At 72.8% G+C, this 23226-nt stretch carries 20 protein-coding genes; 15 read left to right on the top strand and 5 right to left on the bottom strand.

From position 1 onward, the window contains the following. Positions 1-20: 20 nt before the first annotated feature. Genes MMF94_RS25645 through MMF94_RS25655 form a run of 3 tightly spaced genes read left to right on the top strand, consistent with a single transcriptional unit; the run spans position 21 to position 3049 of the window. Positions 21-821, top strand: coding sequence for a purine-nucleoside phosphorylase (locus MMF94_RS25645; protein ID WP_241039730.1), 801 nt, complete (start codon positions 21-23; stop codon positions 819-821). Further along, complete coding sequence (locus tag MMF94_RS25650) at positions 818-2443, top strand: phospho-sugar mutase (RefSeq protein ID WP_241039731.1); 1626 nt, start codon at positions 818-820, stop codon at positions 2441-2443. Before MMF94_RS25645 ends, MMF94_RS25650 begins: the two co-directional genes overlap by 4 nt. Before the next feature lie 33 nt (positions 2444-2476). Continuing rightward, a complete protein-coding gene (locus tag MMF94_RS25655) occupies positions 2477-3049 on the top strand; it encodes a TetR/AcrR family transcriptional regulator (protein ID WP_241039732.1) in 573 nt (190 codons plus the stop codon). A gap of 282 nt (positions 3050-3331) precedes the next feature. Here MMF94_RS25655 and upp read toward each other — a convergent pair whose 3' ends face one another. After that, positions 3332-3955 (bottom strand): uracil phosphoribosyltransferase, encoded by a 624-nt coding sequence (gene upp / locus MMF94_RS25660; RefSeq protein WP_241039733.1) that lies wholly within the window; start codon positions 3953-3955, stop codon positions 3332-3334. 25 nt (positions 3956-3980) lie between these two features. Continuing rightward, entirely contained in the window at positions 3981-4445 is a 465-nt protein-coding gene (locus tag MMF94_RS25665) for a winged helix-turn-helix transcriptional regulator (protein ID WP_241039734.1), read from the bottom strand. A 122-nt stretch (positions 4446-4567) separates the two neighbouring features. Here MMF94_RS25665 and MMF94_RS25670 point away from each other — a divergent pair, with 122 nt between their 5' ends. After that, a complete protein-coding gene (locus tag MMF94_RS25670; protein WP_241039806.1) occupies positions 4568-5941 on the top strand; it encodes an MFS transporter in 1374 nt (457 codons plus the stop codon). 13 nt (positions 5942-5954) lie between these two features. Here MMF94_RS25670 and MMF94_RS25675 read toward each other — a convergent pair whose 3' ends face one another. Both MMF94_RS25675 and MMF94_RS25680 read right to left on the bottom strand, forming a co-directional pair. Next, positions 5955-7538, bottom strand: a complete 1584-nt coding sequence (locus MMF94_RS25675; RefSeq protein ID WP_241039735.1) for a metallophosphoesterase family protein — start codon at positions 7536-7538, stop codon at positions 5955-5957. Then, entirely contained in the window at positions 7535-8446 is a 912-nt protein-coding gene (locus tag MMF94_RS25680; RefSeq protein ID WP_241039736.1) for a haloalkane dehalogenase, read from the bottom strand. Before MMF94_RS25680 ends, MMF94_RS25675 begins: the two co-directional genes overlap by 4 nt. 568 nt (positions 8447-9014) lie before the next feature. Here MMF94_RS25680 and MMF94_RS25685 point away from each other — a divergent pair. The 11 genes from MMF94_RS25685 (at position 9015) to MMF94_RS25735 (ending at position 22076) form a co-directional block, all read left to right on the top strand. After that, positions 9015-9251, top strand: a complete 237-nt coding sequence (locus MMF94_RS25685) for a hypothetical protein (RefSeq protein ID WP_241039737.1) — start codon at positions 9015-9017, stop codon at positions 9249-9251. 280 nt (positions 9252-9531) lie between these two features. Beyond that, positions 9532-10491, top strand: coding sequence for a deoxyribose-phosphate aldolase (gene deoC, locus MMF94_RS25690; protein ID WP_241039807.1), 960 nt, complete (start codon positions 9532-9534; stop codon positions 10489-10491). Then, positions 10488-11921 carry an aldehyde dehydrogenase family protein gene (locus tag MMF94_RS25695; protein ID WP_241039738.1) on the top strand — a complete coding sequence of 478 codons (1434 nt, stop codon included), beginning with the start codon at positions 10488-10490 and terminating at the stop codon, positions 11919-11921. The genes deoC and MMF94_RS25695 overlap by 4 nt, the downstream gene beginning before the upstream one ends. Before the next feature lie 115 nt (positions 11922-12036). After that, positions 12037-12621: an NADPH-dependent FMN reductase gene (locus MMF94_RS25700; RefSeq protein WP_241039739.1), complete on the top strand. Its 585-nt coding sequence runs from the start codon at positions 12037-12039 to the stop codon at positions 12619-12621. A gap of 68 nt (positions 12622-12689) precedes the next feature. Continuing rightward, on the top strand, positions 12690-14063 hold the full coding sequence (locus MMF94_RS25705) for an MFS transporter (RefSeq protein WP_241039740.1): 1374 nt from the start codon (positions 12690-12692) through the stop codon (positions 14061-14063). Further along, complete coding sequence (locus tag MMF94_RS25710) at positions 14060-16816, top strand: ATP-binding protein (protein ID WP_241039741.1); 2757 nt, start codon at positions 14060-14062, stop codon at positions 16814-16816. The genes MMF94_RS25705 and MMF94_RS25710 overlap by 4 nt, the downstream gene beginning before the upstream one ends. 26 nt (positions 16817-16842) lie before the next feature. Further along, on the top strand, positions 16843-17619 hold the full coding sequence (locus MMF94_RS25715) for a phosphatase PAP2 family protein (RefSeq protein WP_241039742.1): 777 nt from the start codon (positions 16843-16845) through the stop codon (positions 17617-17619). After that, positions 17582-19210, top strand: coding sequence for a sensor histidine kinase (locus tag MMF94_RS25720; RefSeq protein ID WP_241039743.1), 1629 nt, complete (start codon positions 17582-17584; stop codon positions 19208-19210). The genes MMF94_RS25715 and MMF94_RS25720 overlap by 38 nt, the downstream gene beginning before the upstream one ends. Beyond that, a complete protein-coding gene (locus tag MMF94_RS25725) occupies positions 19207-19935 on the top strand; it encodes a response regulator (protein ID WP_241039744.1) in 729 nt (242 codons plus the stop codon). Before MMF94_RS25720 ends, MMF94_RS25725 begins: the two co-directional genes overlap by 4 nt. Positions 19936-19945: 10 nt before the next feature. Beyond that, positions 19946-20830, top strand: coding sequence for an aldehyde dehydrogenase family protein (locus tag MMF94_RS25730; RefSeq protein WP_241039745.1), 885 nt, complete (start codon positions 19946-19948; stop codon positions 20828-20830). Between the two features lie 25 nt (positions 20831-20855). Continuing rightward, positions 20856-22076 carry a primosomal protein gene (locus MMF94_RS25735; RefSeq protein ID WP_241039746.1) on the top strand — a complete coding sequence of 407 codons (1221 nt, stop codon included), beginning with the start codon at positions 20856-20858 and terminating at the stop codon, positions 22074-22076. Between the two features lie 16 nt (positions 22077-22092). On the opposite strand, the gene MMF94_RS25740 is transcribed toward MMF94_RS25735, so the two are convergent. Further along, positions 22093-23181, bottom strand: coding sequence for an adenosine deaminase (locus MMF94_RS25740; protein ID WP_241039747.1), 1089 nt, complete (start codon positions 23179-23181; stop codon positions 22093-22095). Positions 23182-23226 lie beyond the last annotated feature (45 nt).

The following is a 23226-nucleotide window of genomic DNA, read 5'->3' on the forward strand; positions in this document are numbered from 1 at the left end:
GGATCGATAGGCTCGCGTCCATGAGCGTCGAGGTCTCCGCGCCACCCGCCGCCGCCGCGGCCGCCGCCATCACCGCAGCCACCGGAGTGGACGCCCACGACGTCGCCGTCGTGCTCGGCTCGGGCTGGCGGCCCGCCGCCGACCTGATCGGTGAGCCTGCCCACGAGATCGCGATGGCCGATCTACCCGGTTTCGTTCCGCCCGTCGTCGCTGGTCACGGCGGCACGATCCGCTCGGTGCCTGTCGGCGAGCGCCGCGCGCTCGTACTGCTCGGCCGCACCCATCTCTACGAGGGCCACGGCGTCGAGGCGGTGGCACACGGCGTGCGCACGGCCGCGGCCGCGGGCTGCCGCGCGGTGCTGCTCACCAACGCCGCGGGTGGGATCCGCGAGGGCATGCGGGTCGGCGACCCCGTGCTGATCTCCGACCACCTCAACCTGACCGCACGCTCGTCCCTGGTCGGCCCGCGCTTCACCGACCTCACCGACCTGTACTCGCCGCGGCTGCGCGCGCTGGCCAGGGAGATCGACCCCTCTCTGACCGAAGGCGTATACGCAGGCCTGACCGGACCGCACTTCGAGACCCCTGCGGAGATCCGGATGCTCCGCGGTCTGGGCGCCGACCTCGTCGGGATGTCCACGGTGCTGGAGGCGATCGCCGCTCGCGCCGAGGGCGTCGAGGTGTTCGGGCTGTCGCTGGTCACCAACCTGGCAGCCGGGATGACCGGCGAGCCGCTCGACCACCACGAGGTGCTCGCCGCGGGTGTGGCGTCGGCCGGCCGGATGGGCACGCTGCTGCGCGACCTGATCGCCCGCTCGTGACACTGCGGCCCGACCTGCGCGACGCCGCCACCCGCTGGATCGCCGACGATCCCGACCCGCAGACCCGCACGGAGTTGCAGCGGGTGCTGGCCGCGGCGATGGTCGGCACCCCCGGGGCGGTGGAGGACCTCGGCGACCGGATGTCCGGGATGCTGCGCTTCGGCACCGCCGGGCTGCGCGGACCGGTACGGGCCGGACCTGCGGGGATGAACGTGGCCGTGGTCCGGCGGGCGACTGCCGGGCTCGCCGCCTGGCTGGCCGGCAAGGGCGAGCGGGGGTCCGTGGTGGTCGGACGCGACGCGCGGCACGGATCGGAGGCCTTCGCGGACGCCGCCGCCGCGGTGCTGGCGGGTGCCGGCTTCCCGGTGCTGGCCCTGCCCGGGCCGCTACCCACACCGCTGCTGGCCTTCGCGGTCCGCGAGCTCGGCGGCGTGGCCGGGGTGCAGATCACCGCGTCGCACAACCCGCCGGCGGACAACGGCTACAAGGTCTATCTGGCCGACGGGGCGCAGATCGCGCCACCGGCGGACACCGAGATCGAGGCGGCGATCGCGGCCGCACCGGCGGCTGTCTCCGTGCCGACCGGTGCTGCCGGCGCCGTGTCCACCGTGGACGTCACCGAGGCCTACCTCGACCGCGTCGGGCGACTTCCGCGTGGCACCGCCCGGCAGCTGCGGGTGGCGCTCACCCCGCTGCACGGGGTCGGCGGGGCCACGGCGGTGCACGCGCTGCACCGGGCGGGATTCACGGACGTGCACGTCGTGGCCGCACAGGCCGCACCGGACCCGGACTTCCCGACCGTCGCCTTCCCCAACCCGGAGGAGCCAGGGGCGCTGGACGCCGTGCTCACGCTGGCGGCCGAGGTGAACGCGGATCTGGCGATCGCGCTCGACCCGGACGCCGACCGGTGCGCGCTCGCGGTGCCGACCGGGGACGGATGGCGGATGCTCACCGGTGACGAGACCGGCGTGCTGCTCGGCGACCACCTGCTGCGTTCCGGCGCCGCCCGCGGGGTTCCCTACAGCGATCCGCTGGTGGCCACCACCGTCGTCTCGTCCTCGATGCTCCGGTCCGTCGCCGCGGCGCACGGGGCGCGCTACGCCGAGACGCTCACCGGCTTCAAGTGGATCGTCCGCGGCGGCCCCGGGCTCGTCTACGGCTACGAGGAGGCCCTCGGCTACTGCGTCGACCCGGACGCCGTGCGCGACAAGGACGGCATCGCGGCCGCCGTTCTCGCCTGCGACCTGGCGGCAGGGCTGAAGGCCGCCGGGCAGGGTCTCCCCGACCGGCTCGACGAGCTGGCCGTCGCCCACGGGGTGCACCGCACGGAAGGGCTGTCGGTGCGCCTGGACCCAGCGGCCCGCGACGCCATGGTCGAGCGGCTGCGGTCGGCCCCGCCCGCCGGCTGGACGGCCGAGCGACCCGCACCCGACGTCGTCGTCCTCCGGCGCACGGGTGAACGTCTGGTGGTCCGCCCGTCCGGCACGGAGCCGAAGCTGAAGGCGTACCTGGAGGTCGTCGAGCCGGTGGCGGGTGGTCCGGGGCTGGACGCAGCGACGTCTGCGGCGCAGGTCCGGCTCGACGCCCTGCGTGCCGAAGTCCGCCGGCTACTGGACGCCTGACGCCGTCCGAGCGGTTCGTACTAGCCTGCGCCGATGGCCCGGCCCAAGGTCCACGACGAGGCGCTGCGGAACCGCCTTCTCGACTGCGCGCTGGAGCGGGTCTGCGCCGATGGCGTGCCCGCGCTGCGTCTTCGTTCTCTCGCCGCCGAGTGCGGCACGTCCACCACCGCTGTCTACTCGCTGTTCGGCGGGAAGACCGGCCTGATGACGGCACTGTTCGACGAGGCGCTGCGGCAGTTCCGCGCGCACCTCGCCGTGACGCCGGGCGGCGACAGCCTCGACGACCTGGTCCGGCTGGCGCTGGCCTACCGCCGTGGAGCGCTCGAGCAGCCCCACCTCTTCGAGGTGGTGTTCGACCGGGACACCCCCGGTCTCGCGAGCGACGCCGCACTCGCCCCGTTGCGCGAGTTCGTGGAGCGGGCGATCAAGGATGACGCGCTGCGGCCCGACATCGACCCGTCCACCGCATCGCTCGCGCTGTGGGCCACCGTGCACGGGTGGGTGTCGCTGCAGCTGCGGGGCCTGCTCCCGCCAGGCTCGGAGACCCGCTTCGAGGACGTGCTGCGGTGCGTCACGGCAGGCTGGGCACCGGCCCAACCGAACTGACTGTGTCCCCGATCAACGGGAACGAGCGGCAACATCCGTCCGGACCTGTCGGATCACCGTGCCGGCTGTGTCACGGGGAGACGGCGGGCCGGGGCCGGGCCAGACCCTGTGCTTCGACCGCCCACGAGCACCGCGGGAAAGCGCTCGTTCGGTCGTATCGGTGTGCCTCTCGCCCGGATGCAACCACCCTCGGCCCGCCGTCACCGGTTACCTCGCTTCGAGCGCTCCCGGCGTCTCGCCCGGCGGCGAGGATTCACCGGTAGCGGTGACGGGGCGGTGGCGTCAGACGGCGCCGAACTGGCGGTCCCCGGCGTCGCCCAGGCCCGGGACGATGAACGCGGAGTCGTTCAGCCGCTCGTCGATGCTGGCGGTGATCACCCGCACCGGGAGCCCGCTGCCCCGCAGGAGCTCGATGCCCTCGGGAGCGGCCAGCACACAGATCGAGGTGACGTCGGTGGCGCCGCGCCCGGTGAGGAGCCGGATCGTGTGCGCCATCGACCCGCCCGTGGCGAGCATCGGGTCGAGCACGAACACCGGGCGACCTTCGAGCGTCTCCGGCAACGACTCCATGTACGGGACGGGCCGGTGGGTCTCCTCGTCGCGGGCGAGCCCGACGAACCCCATCTGCGCCTCCGGCATCAGTCCCAGCGCCGCGTCGGCCATGCCGAGCCCGGCGCGCAGCACGGGCACCAGCAGCGGCGGGTTCGCCAGCCGGTAGCCGACGGTGCGGGCGACGGGCGTGTGCAACGGAGCTGAGGCCAGCGGCGCATCGCGGGTGGCCTCGTAGATCAGCATCAGGGTCAGGTCGCGCAGCGCAGCCCGGAAGGTGGCGTTGTCCGTGCGCGCGTCGCGCAGCTCGGAGAGCCGGGTTTTGGCCAATGAGTGGTCGACCACCTGCACGTCCATGCGCAAAGGCTAGCGTCGCGCACCCTCACACAGATCCCATCGCCCCGGCCCGTTCCTGCGTCCTCGCGTCGTAGGCCGCCCGGGCTGCGGCGATCTCGCTCTGGTGGGCCTCGGTCCAGGTGACCAGGGCCCGGATCGTCTCGTGCAGGGTGGCGCCGAGGGGTGTGAGCTCGTAGTCCACCCGCGGCGGAACGACCGGGTGCACCGTGCGGAGCACCAGCCCGTCGCGCTCGAGCTGGCGCAAGGTGACGGTGAGCATGCGCTGGCTGACGCCGTCGATCGCGCGTCGCAGCTCTGTGAACCGCATCGATCGCTGCTCGAGCAGGGCGATGACCAGCAAGGACCACTTGTCGGCCACCCGGTCGAGGATCTGGCGGACCTCGCAGTCCTCCCGGGTGTCCCACTGGTGGACGTCCCAGCGCGGGTCGTCGTCCGGGAGCGGCTGCGTGTCGCAGCAGTGCCTCGGTGACTTCGAAGTGCCTTCTTCCACGCTTCGGGATGGTGACTCACGATGGGGTCAGTTACAAGAAAGAACCGGCTTTTCCCTGCGCCAACAGACAGAAGGAGACGAAAGCGGTGTCCGTTTCTGCGTCACCCGCGCTCGCCGAGCGCATGAGTGGCCGCGCCTGGGGGCTCTTGCTCGTGCTGTGCGGCGCGATCTTCCTCGAGGGCATCGACGTCTCGATGATGGGCGTGGCCCTGCCGTCGATCCGCGCCGATCTCGGCATGTCCACGGGTTCGCTGCAGTGGGTGGTGACCGCCTACGTGCTCGGCTACGGCGGCTTCGTGCTGCTGGGCGGCCGGGCAGCCGACCTGCTGGGCAGGCGGCGGATGTTCCTCACCTGGCTCGTGGTGTTCGTGGTCTTCTCCGGCCTCGGAGGCCTCGCCACCGACGTGTGGCTCCTCGTCCTCGCCCGGTTCGTCACGGGGGTGGCCGCGGCGTTCATGGCACCGGCGGGGCTCTCCATCATCACCACCACGTTCGCTCCGGGCCGTGCCCGCAACCGCGCCGTCCTCGTCTACGCAGGCGCGGGGGCGGGCGGGTTCTCGCTCGGCATGGTGGCCGGTGGCTTGCTCACCGCCGTCGGCTGGCGGTGGGTGTTCTTCGCGCCCGTGCTGATGGCCGCGGTGATCCTGGTGGCAGCCGTGTTGCTCATCCCGCGGGAGCCGCGACCGGCGCCGCTGACCGGCGGCTTCGACGTCGCCGGCACGGTGACGCTGACCGGCGCCATGATGCTGCTCGTCGTGACGGTGGTGCGGGCGCCGGAGGTCGGGTTCTGGACGACGGTCGGCACGCTCGCCGCAACCGCCGCGCTCTTCGTGGCGTTCGTGCTGGTCGAGCGACGGTCGGCGGCCCCGCTCATCCGGCTGGGGATCCTGCGCTCCGTACCCCTGCTGCGGGCGAACGCCGCAGCGCTGCTGCTGATCGGCTCGTTCATGGCCTTCCAGTTCACGGTGGTGCTCTACCTGCAGGAGCTGCGCGGCTGGTCCGAGGTCGAGACGGGTCTCGCCCTCGCCGTCGCCGGCATCGACGCCGTGCTCGCGCCGACCCTCACGCCGGTGCTGGTGAACCGCTTCGGCAACGCCCGTGTGATCGTCGGCGGGCTGGTGTTCTCGGCGCTCGCCTACCTGCTGTTCCTGCCGGTCGGGCCCGACTGGGGTTACCTCGCGATGCTCCCCGCGCTCCTCGCGCTGGGCGTCGGCTTCGCCCTCGCCTACGGGCCGCTGACGATCGCGGCCACCGACGGCGTCGCCGACGAGGAGCAGGGGCTTGCGAGCGCGCTGCTCACCACGTCGTTCCAGTTCGGCGCCGCGCTCGGGCTCGCCGTGGTGGCGGCGGTGATCGTCGCCAACACCGCGGACGGCTCGCAGCAGGCCGCGCTCGACGGCCTGCGATCCGGACTGCTGGTCCCGGTGGCAGGCGCCACGGTCGGTGTCCTCCTCACCGCGGCCGGGTTGCGCAAGCGAGCGGTGCGAGCGGCCTGACGCGCGGGGTTTCTCACGGCACCGGACGGCCAGGGGTCTCGCTTGCCCAGACCCACCGGCCGTCCGGTTGCCGTGTGGCACGCATCCTGTCCTCCAGCACCGGGTTGATCTCGTGCTCGCGGCAGCCGGTGGCGGCCCAGCAGGACACCACGATCTCGTCGCTCGTGGCGTCGAGCCGCAGGAAGCTCTTGAACTGCGGCACGGCGTTCGAGTCGAACAGCACCGACATCAGGTTGTGCGCAGGCGCCGACCCCCGCGCGGGCAGCGGGAAGATGCGATCGGCGGCCCGGCGGGCACGGGCGGGCACGGTCGAGGAGCCCGGCCGCGGCGGCGTGATACCCACCCGCTCGGCCATCACCGCGGTGGCGTCGTCGGGGTCGATCACCAGCCGGCCGAGCCCGAAGCCGAGCAGCTTGTCGTAGCGCCGGCTGAAATGGGCGAGCGAGTCGCCGCGCAGCGGGTAGCAGCGGAAGTCCTCCTCGTGGACGGCGGGCGCGAGCCGGTCCACGTTCGGGATCTGGTGGGTGGCCGAGAGGTAGGCCCCCGACCCGCCCGCCACGAGGTACAGGATCGTGCGCCCGTCGGGCTGCCGCACGGGGTAGCGCTGGTAGTTGTGGTCGTCTCCACCGATCGCCGCGACGTAGTTGTGCGCCGGGTCGGTGACGATGTCGTTCACGTCCCCGCCGCCCTCGATCGGGCACGGCTGGAAGGCGGCATAGGTGTAGAGCGGCTTGCCGGTGAGCAGGATCTTGGGGCGGTCGCCCGCCGACACCTCGCGGAGCCAGGCGGCCTGGTCACTGTCGATGTGGCAGTCGATGCCGACGTCGATGAGCACCAGCCGCACCGGGCCTGCGTCGATCGCGCAGTACGGACCGGGCTGGGTCGCCTGCTGCGACTCGGCGTCCCGGTACCAGCGCATGTCGGCGACGTCGGCGGCTGTCGCCTTCGGCGCGCGGCGCCAGAGCAGTTGCCGCAGGAGCCGCTTCCACCACGGACCGGGCACGGCGGACGAGGGCGCTCCGGCGTCGGGCGGGGCGTCGCAGAAGGCGGTCATGAAGCCGCTGAGCCCGTCGTACCAGTCGTGGTTGCCGGGCAGGCCGTAGAGCGGCGCCTGGTAGTCGGCGTAGGCCCGGTAGAAGCGGTCGGCGTAGGCGCGCACCCCGCCTGCCGGGTAGATGACGTCGCTGCAGATGATCCCGAGGTCGGTGTCCCCTGCCACCCGTTTCAGCACCGGCACCACGACGTACTGCGAGGCGTCCCCCTCGCCCGGGTCGCCCAGCACCGCCACGGAGATGTGGTCGCGGTCGGCGAAGCGCGTGACGAGCCGGTCGCGCGGGGGCGGGGGCACGCCGGCCGCCTCGGCGTAGGAGTCGAGCCTGCGCAGCCACTCCCGCCGCTGGCTGTCGCTGGGGTCGCCGAGCCAGCGCGTCAGTACGTCGTTGCGTGAGGCGATGAGCGGGCCGGGCGACAGCCAGGAGAGGCGGCTGTCGACGGGCGCGAGCCGCGCGCCGACACCGGGCTGCCGGCAACCCCACCCCGCTCCGCCCGTGGAGCTTCGCGACGGCTCACTCCCCAGCTCGGGACGGACGCCGGTCACCGCACACCGGCCACGAAGCGCACGATCTCCGCTGCCAGCGCCGGCCCTGCGTCCTCCTGCAGGAAGTGGCCGGCGCCGCTGATCATCGGGTGCTCCCGGCCCGCTGCACCGGGCATGGCGCGGCGCAGGATCGGCTCCATCGCCGCCGTGATCGGGTCGCCGTCGCTGAACGCGCAGAGGAACGGGATCTCGCTGCCCGAGAGCGTGGCCCAGGCGGCGCGGTTGGCCTCCGTCGCCGGGTCGTCGGGCCGGGTCGGCACGAGCAGTGGCATCGCCCGCGGGCCTGCCTTGTAGGTCTCGTCGGGGAACGGGGCGTCGTAGGCGGCGCGGATCTCGGGGGTGAGCCGGGTGCGGCAGCCCGCCTGCACGAGCCGCGCGATGTCGAGCTGCTCCGCCTTCTCCACGGCCCGGCGGAACTGCCACCACACCTCGGGCATGTCGCGGTCGCCGGTGGGCAGGCCGGTGTTGGCGGCCACCACGGCGCTGAACCGGTCCAGGTGCTCGGCGACCAGCCGCAGGCCGAGCAGCCCACCCCAGTCCTGCCCGACGAGCGTGACGCCGCGCAGGTCGAGCACGTCGAACACGAGCGCCCGCAGCCACTCGACGTGGCGGGCATAGCTGTGGTCGGCGACGTCGGCAGGCTTGTCGGAGCGCCCGAAGCCGACGAGGTCGGGCGCAACGGCCCGGAGGCCCGCAGCCGCCAGCACCGGGATCGTCGTCCGGTACAGGAACGACCAGCTCGGCTCGCCGTGCAGCAACAGCACGACCGGCCCGTCGGCAGGCCCGGCCTCCACCCACGCCATCCGCAACGCTCCGTCATCGGGCGCGGCGACTTCGGCATAGCGGGGAGCGATGTCGAAGCCGGGAAGTCCGGCGAACCGCTCGTCGGGGGTGCGGAGAGTTCGCATGAACACGATCTTGACAGTCCCCGGGCCGCGCGGAGCCGCGGCAGGGTCGCCGACTGTGACGACTTCCGCAGCGACGACACCACGACCCCTCAGCCGAGACGTCGGGGAGACGTCAGCGAGGCGTCAGAGTGGCGTCGAAGAGCGCGCGGGGAGACCACGCGGTGCCCGAACCTCGCGTCACCTCATCGGGGCCGAGCCGCCGTCGCGACACCCCCGGAACGTCACTTACCGCAACAATTCCGGAGAGCGCGACACGGTGGTGTGATGCGACTCCACGGCGCAGCTGATATACGAAACAGGCCGTTTCGGAGCCCGACAAGAGCCTGCTGAAGGCGGCCTGAAGGGCCCGGCGGGCACCGACAGTAGTGATGACTAAGAGTGCCAAGATCGACACATTGATCGTAGTCAGGAGTGTATGACCACCGATTCCGCTACCTCGTCACCCGGTTGCCGGTACCGACAGTGATCGAACTCGAAGATTCACCCTGACCCGAATGGGTGGTCTGGCACAAACAGTGTCACGCCGAGGGCCTCCCCGACGCTGTACTTATGACTAGGAGGTGATCCGGTGGCGGAGAACTCGACATCCGACGAAGCGACGCTGGTCGCTGCAGCGGAGAAGCTTACTCAGTGCGACGGCTATGTCGTCCTCGCTGTTGATCCCCAGACCGGGGAGGTTGATGCGCATGGACCGTTCGACGGGCTGACGGCAACCGTCAAGGCCGATCAGCTGCGCCGCGATTTCGACCGCGGAGGACTGGAGGACGTCACTGTCGGCGTCGTCCGCCTGCACAGCTCAACCTGAGCTACACCAACGCGGCTCGCGACGCGCTCCCTTCGTATTCGTCGCCGCCCGCTGCGCCTGGACGCGCAGCGGGCGGCGCGCTCCCTGAAGTCGGCCGCTCGGTACTAGTTCCTGTTCTCCATTCCGGCCCCGATTCCGCGGGCCGGAATTGCGATCGATCAGGCCCTTGGCGACCACTGCGCAAACCCTCGACCGCGCCCGCCCGGCCCCTACACTCAGCGCCGTGACAACGACCGTGCCCGCCCCGCGCCCCGACGCGGCCGGCGCCGGCAAGGCCCGTATCGACGGCCACGACGGCCATGCCGCGCCCGGGTTCGGCGACGTCGTCAAGGACGAGGCGGCGTTGCGCCGTTTCCTCCACGGGCTGCCGGGTGTCGACCAGGTCGGGCTCGAACGCCGGTCGGCGATGCTCGCCACCCGCAGCATCAAGCGGGAGTCCAAGCTCCAGGCACTCGACATGGCCGTCTCGATGATCGACCTCACCACGCTGGAGGGCGCCGACACCCCGGGCAAGGTGCGCTCGCTGTGCGCGCAAGCCCGCCGGCCCGATCCCGACCATCCACAGGTGCCACCCGTCGCCGCCGTCTGCGTCTACCCCGACCTGGCAGGCGTCGCCGTCGAGGCGTTGCGCGGATCGGGTGTGGCGGTCGCCGCCGTCGCCACCGCGTTCCCATCAGGACGGTCGTCGCGGGCGGTCAAGCTCGCCGACACCGCACTCGCCGTCGAGGCAGGAGCGTCCGAGATCGACATGGTGATCGACCGCGGAGCGTTCCTCACCGGCCGCTACGGCGCCGTCTACGACGAGATCGCCGCCGTGAAGCAAGCCTGCGGCAGCGCCCACCTCAAGGTGATCCTCGAGACCGGCGAGCTCGCCGGCTACGACGACGTGCGCCGCGCCTCCTGGCTCGCCCTGCTCGCAGGCGCCGACGTCATCAAGACGTCCACGGGCAAGATCTCCCCGGCGGCCACACTGCCCGTCGTACAGGTGATGCTGCAGGCCGTCCGCGACTGGGAACGCGCCACGGGCCGGCTGCGCGGGGTCAAGGCTGCCGGCGGTATCCGCACCGCGAAGGACGCGATCCGCCATCTGGTGGCCGTCAACGAGATCGCCGGGCCGGCGTGGCTCACGCCGCAGCTGTTCCGGTTCGGAGCATCCTCGCTGCTCGGGGACCTGCTGCGGCAGCGCCGCACCCAGCTCGAGGGCCACTACGAGAGCGCCGACCGGATCGGGAGCGCGTGATGGAGTGGACCTACGCCCCGGCCCCGGAGTCGGCGTCGCTCGCGAACCTCAGACCCACCTACCGGCCGTTCATCGGCGGGGAGTTCGTCGACGGCGGCGGCCCGCCGCTGAAGACGATCAACCCGGCCACGGAGGAGGTGCTCGCCGAGGTCGGCACGGCGGCAGCCGAGGACGTCGACCGTGCGATCGCCGCGGCCCGTCGCGCCTACGAGCAGGTGTGGGGCCCGATGCCCGGCGCGGAGCGCGCCAAGTACCTGTTCCGGATCGCGCGGGTGGTGGCCGAGCGCGCCCGCGAGCTCGCCGTGCTGGAGACGCTGGACAACGGCAAGCCGATCCGCGAGTCGCGCGATGTCGACGTGCCCACCGCGTCGGCGCACCTGTTCCACCACGCCGGCTGGGCCGACAAGCTCGGCTACGCGGGTATGGGTCCAGACCCACGGCCGCTCGGTGTGGTCGGTGCCGTGATCCCGTGGAACTTCCCGCTGCTCATGGCGGCCTGGAAGATCGCTCCCGCGCTGGCATGCGGCAACACGATCGTCCTGAAGCCCGCCGAGACCACCCCCCTCACTGCGCTCGTCCTCGCGGAGATCGCCGCCGACGCCGGGCTGCCCGCAGGCGTGCTGAACGTCCTGCCAGGCGCCGGTGACGTGGGCGAGGCCCTGGTCGGGCACAACGGGCTGGACAAGGTGGCGTTCACCGGTTCCACCGAGGTCGGCAAGCAGATCCAGCGCCGCCTCGCCGGCACGGGCAGGCGGCTCACGCTGGAGCTCGGCGGCAAGGCCGCCAACATCGTCTACGACGACGCACCGCTCGACCAGGCCGTCGACGGCGTCGTCGACGGCATCTTCTTCAACCAGGGACACGTCTGCTGCGCCGGCTCGCGGCTGCTGGTGCAGGAGTCGATCGCGGAGGAGTTCGAGACGCTCCTGCGCGCCCGGATCGAGACGCTGCGAGTGGGTGACCCGCTCGACAAGAACACCGATGTCGGCGCCATCAACTCGCGCGCCCAGCTGGAGCGGATCGTCGACCTCGCGGCCGCGGGCGACGCCGAGGGTGCACAGCGCTGGACGAGTTCGTGCCCGCTCCCCGAGCGCGGTCTGTTCTTCCCGCCCACCGTCTTCTCCGGTGTGGAGCAGACCATGCGCGTGGCACGGGAGGAGATCTTCGGGCCGGTCCTCTCGGTGCTCACGTTCCGCACGCCGGACGAGGCCGTCGCGAAGGCGAACAACACGCGCTACGGCCTGTCCGCCGGCATCTGGACGAGCAACGGCGCGAAGGCACTGTGGACGGCACAGCGCGTGCGCGCGGGCGTCGTCTGGGCCAACACCTTCAACCGCTTCGACCCCACCGCCCCGTTCGGCGGCTACCGTGAGTCCGGCTACGGCCGTGAAGGCGGCCGGATCGGCCTGGAGGCCTACCTGCAGGCCTGAGCCCGCACTCGACGGGTCGTCGAGGCGCTCGCACCGGTCACGTGACGGATTCGGTGCCCCTTTCTCCGCTCATAGCGTCCGCCGTATGGACCGTGACGAGGGGAAGGAACCCACCATGACCGACACAAGCATCCGGCTGGTGGTCATCATCGGCAGCACCCGCGGGGGCCGGTTCGGACCGACGGTGGCCGGCTGGTTCGCCGGGGAGGCGCGCCAACGCGCCGACCTCGACGTGGACGTGCTCGACCTGGCGGACGCCGCACTGCCCGACCGGTTGGAGCCCTTCGGGGCGCCGACGCCGCCCGAGGTCGCCGCCGTGTCGTCGCGGCTCGCTGCCGCCGACGCGTTCGTGGTGGTCACGCCCGAGTACAACCACAGCTATCCGGCTCCACTGAAGACACTCATCGACTGGTACGGGCGGGAGTGGCAGGCCAAGCCGGTGGCGTTCGTGTCGTACGGCGGGATGTCGGGCGGCCTGCGGGCCGTGGAGCACCTGCGTCAGGTGTTCGCGGAGGTGCACGCCACCACGGTGCGCGACACCGTCAGCTTCCACGGTGCGTGGGCCCGGTTCGGCGACGGCGGGCGGCCGCTCGAGGAGGCCGAGTGCTCGGCGGCCGCGAAGACGATGCTGGACCAGCTCACGTGGTGGGCGCTGGCCCTGCGCGAGGCCCGCGCCGCCCGGCCTTACGTGACCGGGTGAGATCTCTTGACTTCGAGTCAGCTTCAACTCTTACCGTCGGAGTCCCGATCACCGCAGGAGGGACGCCCATGACCACGAGAGCGGTACTCCCACCGCAACGCACGAGCTGGGCTCCGGTGGCGGCGCTCGGCCTCGCGATGCTGATGGTCACCTCCGAGATGACGATCCCCGCGGTGACCCTCCCCGGCATGGGTGCCGAGCTGGGCGTGTCGGCCGCGGCAACGGCGTGGGTGCTGCTGGCCTACGCCCTGCCGTCGGCAGCCGTGTCCGTTCCCGCAGGCCGCTGGGCCGACGGTGCGGACGTCCGCGCGGTCTTCGCGCTGGCCATGATCGGGCTCGGGCTGGCGAGCGTGCTGGTGGCGCTCGCACCGACGTTCGGGCTGGTCGTCGTCGGCCGTCTGGTGCAGGGGATCGCAGGTGCGCTCGTGGTGGCCGCGTACATGCCGATCATCAGCGGCAGCGTCCGCCAGGAGCAGCGCGGCCAGGCGATCGGGTTCGTGATCACGATCATGACGATCGGGGCCACGGTCGGCATGCCTCTCGGCGGGCTGGTGGCCGACGTGTTCACCTGGCGCGAGGTCTTCCTGATGAAGATCCCGCTGATCCTCATCGTGTTGTGGATCGGCCTGCGCAGCATCCCGCGCACCCCGGACCGCGGCCTGCCCCGCCCGGGCGTGGCACTCGTTCGCGAGGCGCTGCTGCTCGGGGGCGCGGTGGCGGCATTGCTGCTGGCACTCGACGAGGTGGACGGGCAGCCGCTCGTGGCCGCTGCCCTCGGGGTGGTGGCGGTCGCGCTCGGAGTGTGGTGGACACGGCTGACGGCGTCGCGGCCGGTGATCGCGCTCGTGCGCGGGCGCTTGTTCGCCGGCACGCTGCTCGCGCTGTTCACGACCACCTTCACCGGTGGGCTGATCGCGTTCCTGCTCCCGTACTTCGTGGCCGACGTGCTGGGCGACGGACCCGACGTCACCGGTGTGGCGCTGCTGTTCGTGGTCGGCGCGATGGCGCCCGTCTCCCCCCTCGCGGGCCTGCTGTCCGACCGCTACGGGACGAGGGCCGTGGCGATCGTCGGGAGCGCGGTGACCGTGCTCGCGATGCTCTCCATGCTCACCCTGGACGCCGGCTCCGGACTGGCCGACCTGGCCTGGCGGCTGGTTCTGCTGGGCGTGGGATCCGGGCTGTTCAACCCGGCGATCAACACCGCGCTGCTCGTCGGTACCCCCGCCGGGTCGGAAGGGGTGGCCGGTGGCGTCGGGATGACGGTGCGGACGATCGCGATGACGGTGGCCCCGGCGGTGACCGCGCTGGCCTGGACCATGGCCGGGGGCGGCGCAGCGGGCTTCCGCGCCGGGGTCGTGGTGGTGACCGCGGCGGTGGGCCTCGGCCTTCTGGTGCTGCTGGTACCGGCGGCCGCCAGGCCCGCGGCGGAGGGAGCCCGATGACCATGTCCGGGGCGCCGGTCCGCCCCGCTCTCCCCGGCCGCGCCGCCGAGACCGCGAACGTGCAGCGTCTGCTCGACACCGCCCGTGCGGGCCGCAGCGGTGCGCTGGTCGTCCGTGGGGAGGCGGGGATCGGGAAGTCGACCCTTCTCAGGCACGCCGCCACGGCCACGCCGGACATGCTGGTGCTCACCAGGACCGGCGTCGAGACCGAGACGGAACTGCCGTTCGCCGCCCTGCACCTGCTGGTGAAGGACAACATGGCGGGCGTCGACGAGCTGCCCGAGGCGCAGGCAGGCGCGTTGCGCGCGGCACTCGGGCTGGCGAGCGCGGAACGTGCCCCCGACCGGTTCCTGGTCGGACTCGCCGTGCTGACGCTGCTCGGCGAGCTGGCGGCGCAGCGGCCGGTGCTGTGCCTGCTCGACGACGCGCACTGGTTCGACCGTGCCTCGGCCGAGGTGCTGCTGTTCGTCGCGCGCCGGCTCGACGCGGAGGCCGTCGTGATGCTCTTCGCGGCGCGCACCGGGCACGCCCCCGCCTTTCCGGCCCCGGGGCTGGCGGAGCTCGTTCTCCCCCGGCTGGACGAGTCGACCGCGCGTCACGTCCTGGACTCCGGGGCAGGCGACCTCCCTCGCCACATTCGGGAACAGCTGCTGCGGGAGGCGGCCGGCAACCCGCTCGCCCTGCACGAGCTGCCCGCGGCGCACCGCGCGGGGCGGGCGCCGGTGTACCCGCTAGGTCCGCCCGAGGCCGGGCGTGGTGGGTCGGCACCGACACACAGCCCGGTGGAGCGCGAGTTCGCCGCCCGGATCGAGGCGTTGCCCGAGCGGGTCCGCACCGTGGTGCTGGTGGCGGCGGCCGACAACACCTGCGACACGGGCGTGGTGCTCGCGGCCGCGCAACGGCTCGGCTGTTCCGTGGCCGACCTGGAGGCGGCGGAGCGCGCGCGGCTGCTCATGTTCTCCGAGGGGTGCCTCGGCTTTCAGCATCCGCTGATCCGCACGGCCGCCTACGGCAGCGCCACCGTCGTACGCAAACAGGAGGCCCACCGCGCGCTCGCCGACGTGCTCGACGGGCGGCCCGACGTCGACCGGCGCAACTGGCACCGCGCCGCTGCCAGCATCGGCCCCGACGAGGACGTCGCCGCGGCGCTCGAGGCGAGCGCACGCGCAGCCACGGATCGGGGCAGCAACGAGGCAGCGGCCGCCGCGTACGAACGTGCGGGCTCGCTCAGCCCCGACCCCGCACAGCGGACACGCCGGCTCACCGCCGCAGCCGAGGCAGCGGCGGACGCCGGGCACCGCGGATGGGCGTCCTCCCTGGCGGTCGACGCCGCACGGCCCGTCGCCGACCAGGTGCAGCACGCGCGGCTGGCACTGATCCACGCCCGCCTCGCCGACGAGGTCAACCGACCGGAGGAGACGCACCGGCTGCTGATGGAGGCGGCGATGCCGATCGCAGCCGTCGCCCCCGAGCTGGCAGGCGAGATGTTCATGTGGGCGGTGGAGGCCGGGTGGTCGGCGCGTGAGCGCAGCATGATCGAGCGGGTGGTGGCCGCTGCCGAGGGCCTCGGGTACGCGAGGTACGTCCGGGCGCTGTCCGCGGTGGCACTCGCTCAACTCCCCGGCGCCGGCGACGCCGCGCTGCCGAGAGCGATCGCGGGCCTGCGCGAGATGGCGATCTGCCACGGCTCGGGGTCACCGCGCGTCGATGCCACCCTCGCCGCGTGGCACCTCGCACTCGGCGACCACATCACGGCTCACGCGCTCGCCGCCTGCGCCGAGCGCGACTCCCGCACCCACGGGGCGCACGGCGTGCTGCCGCGGGTGCTTGCCGTACTGGCCGCCGGACGATGGCACCTGGGCAGGCGCCACGACGCCGCAGTCGCAGCGACCGAGGGGCTGCAACTCGCCCGGGACACGGGACACGAGCAAGCGCTCGGCGAGCTCGCGGCGGTGGTGGCACATCTCGCGGCCGTCGAGGGCGACGAGGTGCGCCTGGCTGCCGTCCTCGCCGAGTTCGACGGACGCCGGATGCCGCTGGACTTCCCCGAGGCCGCCGCGGCAGCGCGCAGCCTCCTGGACCTGGGACTCGGCCGCGTCGAGAGCGCCGCGGACCGGCTGGCCGAGCTCATGGCGCACCCGAGCCGGTCCCAGTCCCTGCCCGACCTGGTGGAGGCGGCGACACGCGCGGGTCGCACCGAGCTCGCCCGCGACGCGGCCACGCGCTTCGAGCGGTGGGCGGGCCACGTCGGACAGGCCTGGGCACGGGCGGTCGCGCTGCGCTGCCGGGCTCTCGTCGAAGGTGGCGACCAGGCGGAACGGCTCTTCGCCGAGGCCGTGGCGCACCACCGGCTCGACGGGACACGCCCCTTCGAGCGCGCCCGCACCGAACTGCTCCAGGGGGAGTCGCTGCGCCGGGAGCGGCGCCGGACACAGGCCCGGTCGCCGCTGCGATCGGCGCTGGAGACGTTCGAGGAGCTCGGCGCCCGTCCCTGGGCCGAGCGCGCGCGGGCCGAGCTGCGAGCCACCGGAGAGAGCCGGGCCGACGCGCAGCCCGGCCCCGACCTGCTCGCCGAGCTAACCCCTCAGGAACTGCAGGTCGTCCGGCTCGCCGCGGCGGGGCTCAGCAACCGGGACATCGGCGCCCAGCTGTTCCTCAGCCCGCGCACCGTGGGCTACCACCTGTACAAGGCGTTCCCGAAGCTCGGCGTCACCTCCCGCGGGCAGCTCATCCGGCTCGATCTGCCTGCCTGAACCGGTGGCGCCCTGTCGATCGTCAGGTGCGCGACCCTGACGAAGGACAGGGGCAGCACAACGCTTTCGACGGAGGCGATCGACCGGCGCGGATAAATAGCGTTCTCTTCGTGATGAATGCGCCCGTGGAGCCGATTCCGGATGGCACCGGAATTCCGGATGTGCCCGATGTCAGCGCGGAATGGTATCGACAGATCGTCGAATCGGCAGCGGAGAGCCCGGAAGCCGTTCGCGTACTTGTCGATATCGCCACCGATGCGGTCGCCGTCGTGCTCGCCGCGATGTTCGTGGCGGCGTGGTGGCGGGCGCGGACCGGCCCGCCGCTGCTCGTGGCGCGGACTCTGCTGGTCCCGGTGGCAACAGTGGTGGCGTACCTGCTCAGCGAGACGGCGAAGGGGCTGTGGCAGGAGGAACGCCCGTGCCGAACTCTGGGCGAGCTGGCCACGATTGCGGTCTGCCCCGAGTACGGCGACTGGTCTTTTCCCAGCAACCACGCAACGGTCGCGGGAGCGGCGGCCGTCGCTCTTGCCTGGACGGGTGCGCGCCTCGGATTCCTCGCCGTCGGGGTGGCATTGTTCGCCGCCGCCTCACGTGTTGTCGTGGGCGTGCACTATCCGCACGATGTGATCGCCGGCCTGGTCCTGGGTGCGATGGTGGCCCTCGTCCTTCCGTTGCCGGCACGTCTGCTGGCGCCGGTGGTTGCCCAGGTGCGGACGCGACCCCGTGCGGCGTGGCTGGTCGGTCGCCCGGCCGCGGAGCCGGCCGATGCGCCGACGGTTCGTCTTCACCGCCCGCGCGCCTGAGCCGGCGTCCGCGAAACTGATGGGCGTGCGCGCACTCGCCCTCTGGACGATCACGGCAGTGCCGGTGCTCGCGGCCACGGTCGGACCGTGGACCGCCCGGCTCTCCATCGGAGAGGCCCTCGCCGGGCTGGCCGTCCTCGGCATCGCCGCGGCCGTCGTGCAGCGTCGTCCGGTCGTGGCACTCGTGCTGGTGGTGGCGGCGTGGCAGATCACGTTCCTGTCGCGGGCCCCGCTGGACAGCACGCTCGGAGTGCTCGTGTTCGCAGGAGGCCTGCTCGCCGTCAGCTTCGTAGCAGGCCGGAACGCATCCACGGGCACGGCGGGCGCGGTGGTCCTGCTGGCGGGCACCGCCACCGGTGCGGCGGCTGCGGCGGCCCTCGGCGGCGGGGGCGACACCGCTCTCGGCACGGTCGCCGCGATGGCGGTGCTCGCCGTCGTGCCCTGGACGATCGGCAGGTACCGCCGCCAGTACACCCGGATGGTCCGGGCCGGCTGGGAGCACGCGGAACGCGTGGAACGCGAGCTCGAGCTGGCCGAGGACAGGGCCAGGACCCGCGAGCGCGCCCGGCTGGCCGGTGAGATGCACGACCTGATCGGCCACGAGCTCGCGCACGCCGCGCTGCGCATCGGCGCCCTCGAGGTGGACGCCGGGCTCGACCAGCGGCATCGATCGGCGGCCGGGGGTGCCCGCGCGGCCGTGACCACGGCGGCCGAACGGCTGGCCGACGCGGTACGCGTGCTGCGCGCGGACCAGAGCGGGATCGACGGTTCCGCCGAGCCGGTGGCCGACCTCGTGGCCCGGACCCGGGCGTCGGGGCTCGACGTGGAGCTCGTCGCGGACCCCCCTCGCGACCACGACCCCCTCATCGCACGGACGATCCACCGCGTGGTCGCCGAGGCCCTCACCAACGCCATCAAGCACGCCCCCGGTGCCCCGGTGACCGTCCGGATCGAGGAGACCGGCGAGGGCAGCGTCGTGTGGGTGGCCAACGCGGCGGCGGCCGAGCCGCCCGAACCCGGGGTCATCGGCGGGTACGGCCTGCTCGGGCTCGCCGAACGGGTGCGGCTCGTCGGAGGCCGGTTCGCTGCCGGCCGCAGCACCGACGGCGGATACGCGGTCACGGCCCACGTCCCCCATCGGCCCTCGGCACCCTCGGGACCGGCCACGGCCACCCACGCGCACCGCAGGCAGGCCGAGTTGCAGGTGCGGCGCAGCGGACGCCGGACGGTCCTGGTCACCGCCGCGGTGTCGGCCGGGGTCGTCGCCTGCGTGGTGGCCTACATGGTCGTCGACGCGGTCACCTCGGTGCTCGACCCCGCCGACTACGCGCGGCTCACGGTCGGGCAGGACCAGTCGTCCGTCACTCCGCTGCTGCCCGCCGAGACGCGGGTCGACCTGCCCGACGGCGTGCCGCCGCCACCAGCCGGCTCGGCCTGCAGCCACTACAGCACCCACCCCAACCCGTTCGACGAACGCGGAAGCGACCTGTACCGGCTCTGCTTCCGGGACCGGCGGCTCGTGAGCAAGGACCTGCTCGTCCGGGGCGCGCGGCTCGTGAGCGGCGACGAGCTCGTCGGGAACGAACGGTGACGGGCCAGGATCGTGGCGCGATCCGCGTCGTGCTCGCCGACGACGAGGCCGTTGTGCGCGTCGGAGTGCGGGCCGTGCTCGCCGCCGCGCCGGAGGTCGAGGTCGTCGCCGAGGCACCGGACGGCCGCGATGCGGTCGACCTGGTGCTGGCGCACCGCCCGGACGTCGCCGTGCTGGACATCCGGATGCCGCGGCTCAACGGGCTCGAGGCCGCCGCGGAGATCCGCCGGCTGTCCGTCGGCACGGCGGTGCTGGTGCTGACCACCTTCGCCGAGGACGCCTACATCTCGCGGGCGCTCGGTGAGGGGGCGGGAGGCTTCGTGCTCAAGACCGGTGACCCCACCGAGATCATCGCGGGCGTACGCGCCGTCGCCTCCGGCGCGGCGTACCTCTCGCCCTCCGTCGCTCGGCGGGTGATCGACCACCTCGCCGCCACCGGGTCACGCCTCGGCGCCGCACAGCAGCTCGACGGGCTGACCAACCGCGAACGAGAGGTGCTCGGGCTCCTCGGCTCCGGGATGTCCAACGGCGAGATCGCCGAGCACATCCACGTGGTCGAGGGCACCGTCAAGGTCTACGTGAGCGGGATCTTCCGACAGCTCGGGGTCCGCAACCGGGTCGAGGCAGCCATCCTGGCCCACGAGGCAGGCCTCATCCCGCGCGGAACCCGCCCGGCACACGGCCCGCTGCCTCAGCCCGGTCCGGATTCGGCTGCCGACCCCTAGGCTCGGCAGCATGACCCAGTCCGCGCCCGTCGACGGTCGTGTCGGCGTCGCCAAGACCTACAAGCTGTACGTCGGCGGGGCGTTTCCGCGGTCGGAGTCCGGTCGCAGCTACCCCGTCCACGACGCCACGGGCGCGCTCCTCGCGCACGCCGCGCTCGCCTCGCGCAAGGACGTCCGCGACGCCGTGAGCGCCGCCCGCTCCGCGTTCGGCGGCTGGTCGGGCGCCACCGCGTACAACCGCGGTCAGGTGCTCTACCGCGTCGCCGAGATGATGCAGGGCCGCCGCGACCGCTTCGCCGACCACGTCGTCGCGGCCGAGGGCGTGCCGCGTGAGCAAGCATCGACGCTGGTGGACGCCGCGATCGACCGCTGGGTCTGGTACGCCGGGTGGACCGACAAGATCGCGACCGTGCTCGGCTCGGTCAACCCGGTGGCCGGCCCGTTGCTGAACTGGTCCACCCCCGAGCCGACCGGCGTCGTCGGTATGCTCGCACCGCAGTCGTCGGCCCTCCTCGGCCTCGTGGACGTGCTCGCCCCGGTGCTCGCCACCGGGTGCACCGCCGTCGTCGTCGCGTCCGAGCGCAGGCCGTTGCCCGCGATCGAGCTCGCCGAGGTGCTCGCCACCTCCGACGTGCCGGGCGGCGTCGCCAACCTGCTCACGGGACGTGCCACCGAGCTGGGGCCGTGGCTCGCCGGCCACGCCGAGGTCCAGGCGCTCGACCTGACCGGCGCGCCGGAGGAGCTGAGCGCCGACCTGGAACGCGCCGCGGCCGAGACCGTCAAACGGGTACTTCCCCGGCCCGCCACGGAGGCCGATCCGATGCGACCGGCCGGGATCGCGCGGTTGCGCGCCTTCACCGAGATCAAGACTGTCTGGCACCCGGTCGGGCGCTGACCTGCGAACGTCCTAGGCTTCCGTCGTGGCCAGCGACATCGTCCCGATCCAGCTCTCCCTCACGGAGGGAGACCTCGTCACGCTCTGGGCCCCGCGGTGGCGCGAGGACGGCGAGGAGTGGGAGGCGTTCCTCGGCGACGACGATGCGCTCTTCGCGTTCCCGGAGGTCGCACAGCTCGCCGCGTTCGTGCGCACGGCCGGTGAGCACGACCTATTGGACCACCCGGCCTGGTCGGTGGTCCCGGACCTGACCGTCGCCGAGCTGACGCCGGAGGAGACACGGCGCTTCGACATCGTCGGGGTGCCGGAGCTGGCAGCCGAGGACCCCGACACGTGGACGGTCGCCGAGCTGGCCGAGATCACGGAGATGGTGCGCTCGATCGCCGACGTCTGCGAGCTGGACGTCGTCACCGAGGTGCTCGACTCCGCGCCCGCGTTCGGTCTGCTGCGCCAGGGCACCCTCCCGTTCGCCGGTCGCGAGGGCGCTCGGCTGTGGTCGCAGATGGTCGAGACGATCGCGGACCGCTGGGACGACGTCATCGACACCCTCGACGACCTGGTCGCCACCCCGGACGTCGACTCTGCGGCACTGGCCGCGGCGGAGAAGGAGATCGTCGTCGCCGAGGACGCCGACGAGGCCGGCGCCACCACTCTCGACGAGGACGGCGAGCAGGCCGACGAGGACGAGCCCGCCGGCTTCTGGGAGGAGGTCGGCATCGACCCCGTCCGCATCACCACCCGCGACGGCGAGTTCGTCACCTTGCGCTGCTACCTCGACGACGCGCCGGTCTTCCTGGGCTCGAACGGCAAGATCGACGTCTTCACCTCGGAGCGCGCCCTCGCCCGGTGGGTCGGCGAGGACGGCGCCGACGGCCACGACCTCGTCGCCGCGTCGACCTGGTCGGAGGTGGTCGAGCGCGCCGCGGTGGGCGAGCTGGAGGTGGAGGTCGACGAGCTGAACGCCTACACCCTCACCGGGCTCGCCGACGACATCGCCGAGGGCACGCTCTCCGTCGACCCCTCGCAGCTGGAGCTGGCCGTCGAGCTACTGCTGGACGTCGACGAGTGGGCAGGCAAGGACGACGCCCGCGAGGCGCTCGCCGAATCGCAGGCCCTCGGCTGGCTCGTCTCGTTCGTGATCAAACCCGACCCCACCCGGCTCGCGCCCAGCCCGCCGTTCGACGCCGAGGCGGCGCGATTCCGCGAGCTGGTCGAGAACCTCACGCGCCGGCTCACGGTGCACTGACCCCGCGCTGGGGCCGTCAGGCCATCAGGGCGGCGTACCCGGGCTTGATCACCTCGTTGATCATGGCCAGCCGCTCGTCGAAGCCCAGGAACGACGACTTCATCGCGTTGACCGTGAACCACTGCAGGTCGGCCCATCCGTACCCGAAGGTGTCGGCGAGGGCGGTCATCTCGCTGGTCATCGACACATCGGACATGAGCCGGTTGTCGGTGTTGACCGTGACGCGGAAGCGCAGCTCGGTGAGCAGCCCGATCGGGTGGTCGGCGAGCGACTTGGCCGCGCCGGTGTGCACGTTGGACGTCGGGCACATCTCGAGCGGGATGCGCTTGTCCCGCACGTACGCGGCGAGCAGGCCCAGCCGGGGCGTGCCGTCGGCGCCGAGCGTGATGTCGTCGACGATCCGCACGCCGTGGCCGAGCCGGTCGGTACCGCACCACTGCAGCGCCTCCCAGATCGAGGGCAGCCCGAAGGCCTCGCCTGCGTGGATCGTGAAGTGCGCGTTCTGCTGACGCAGGTACTCGAACGCGTCCAGATGGCGGGTGGGCGGGAAACCGGCCTCGGCGCCGGCGATGTCGAAGCCCACCACGCCGAGGTTCCGGTAGCGCACCGACAGCTCCGCGATCTCGCGCGAGCGGGCGGCGTGGCGCATCGCGGTGAGCAGGCAGCCGACGCGGATCCGCCTGCCACGCTCCGCCGCCCGGGCCGAGCCGACCCGGAAGCCTTCGAGCACCGCTTCCACCACGGCGTCGAGTTCGAGGCCCTGCTCCACGTGCAGCTCCGGGGCGAACCGCACCTCGGCGTAGACCACGCCGTCGGTGGCCAGGTCCTCGGCGCACTCCGCGGCGACGCGGACCAGCGCGTCAGCGCTCTGCATCACTCCGACGGTGTGGCCGAAGGTCTCCAGGTACAGCTCCAGCGAGCCCGAGTGGGAGGCGGCGAGGAACCACTCGCCCAGCTCCTGCGCGTCGGTGCTCGGGAGGCCCTGATAGCCGGCAGCGTCGGCTAGCTCGAGGACGGTGGCGGGCCGCAGCCCGCCGTCGAGATGGTCGTGGAGCAGCACCTTCGGTGCGTCCCGGACGGAGTCGACGTTCAGCGAGACGGGCACCACATCACGCTAGAACACCCCTGGCCGTCGTGGGTGAGGGCACCC

This window comes from Pseudonocardia alaniniphila (assembly GCF_022524485.1).
Taxonomy (GTDB): domain Bacteria; phylum Actinomycetota; class Actinomycetes; order Mycobacteriales; family Pseudonocardiaceae; genus Pseudonocardia; species Pseudonocardia alaniniphila.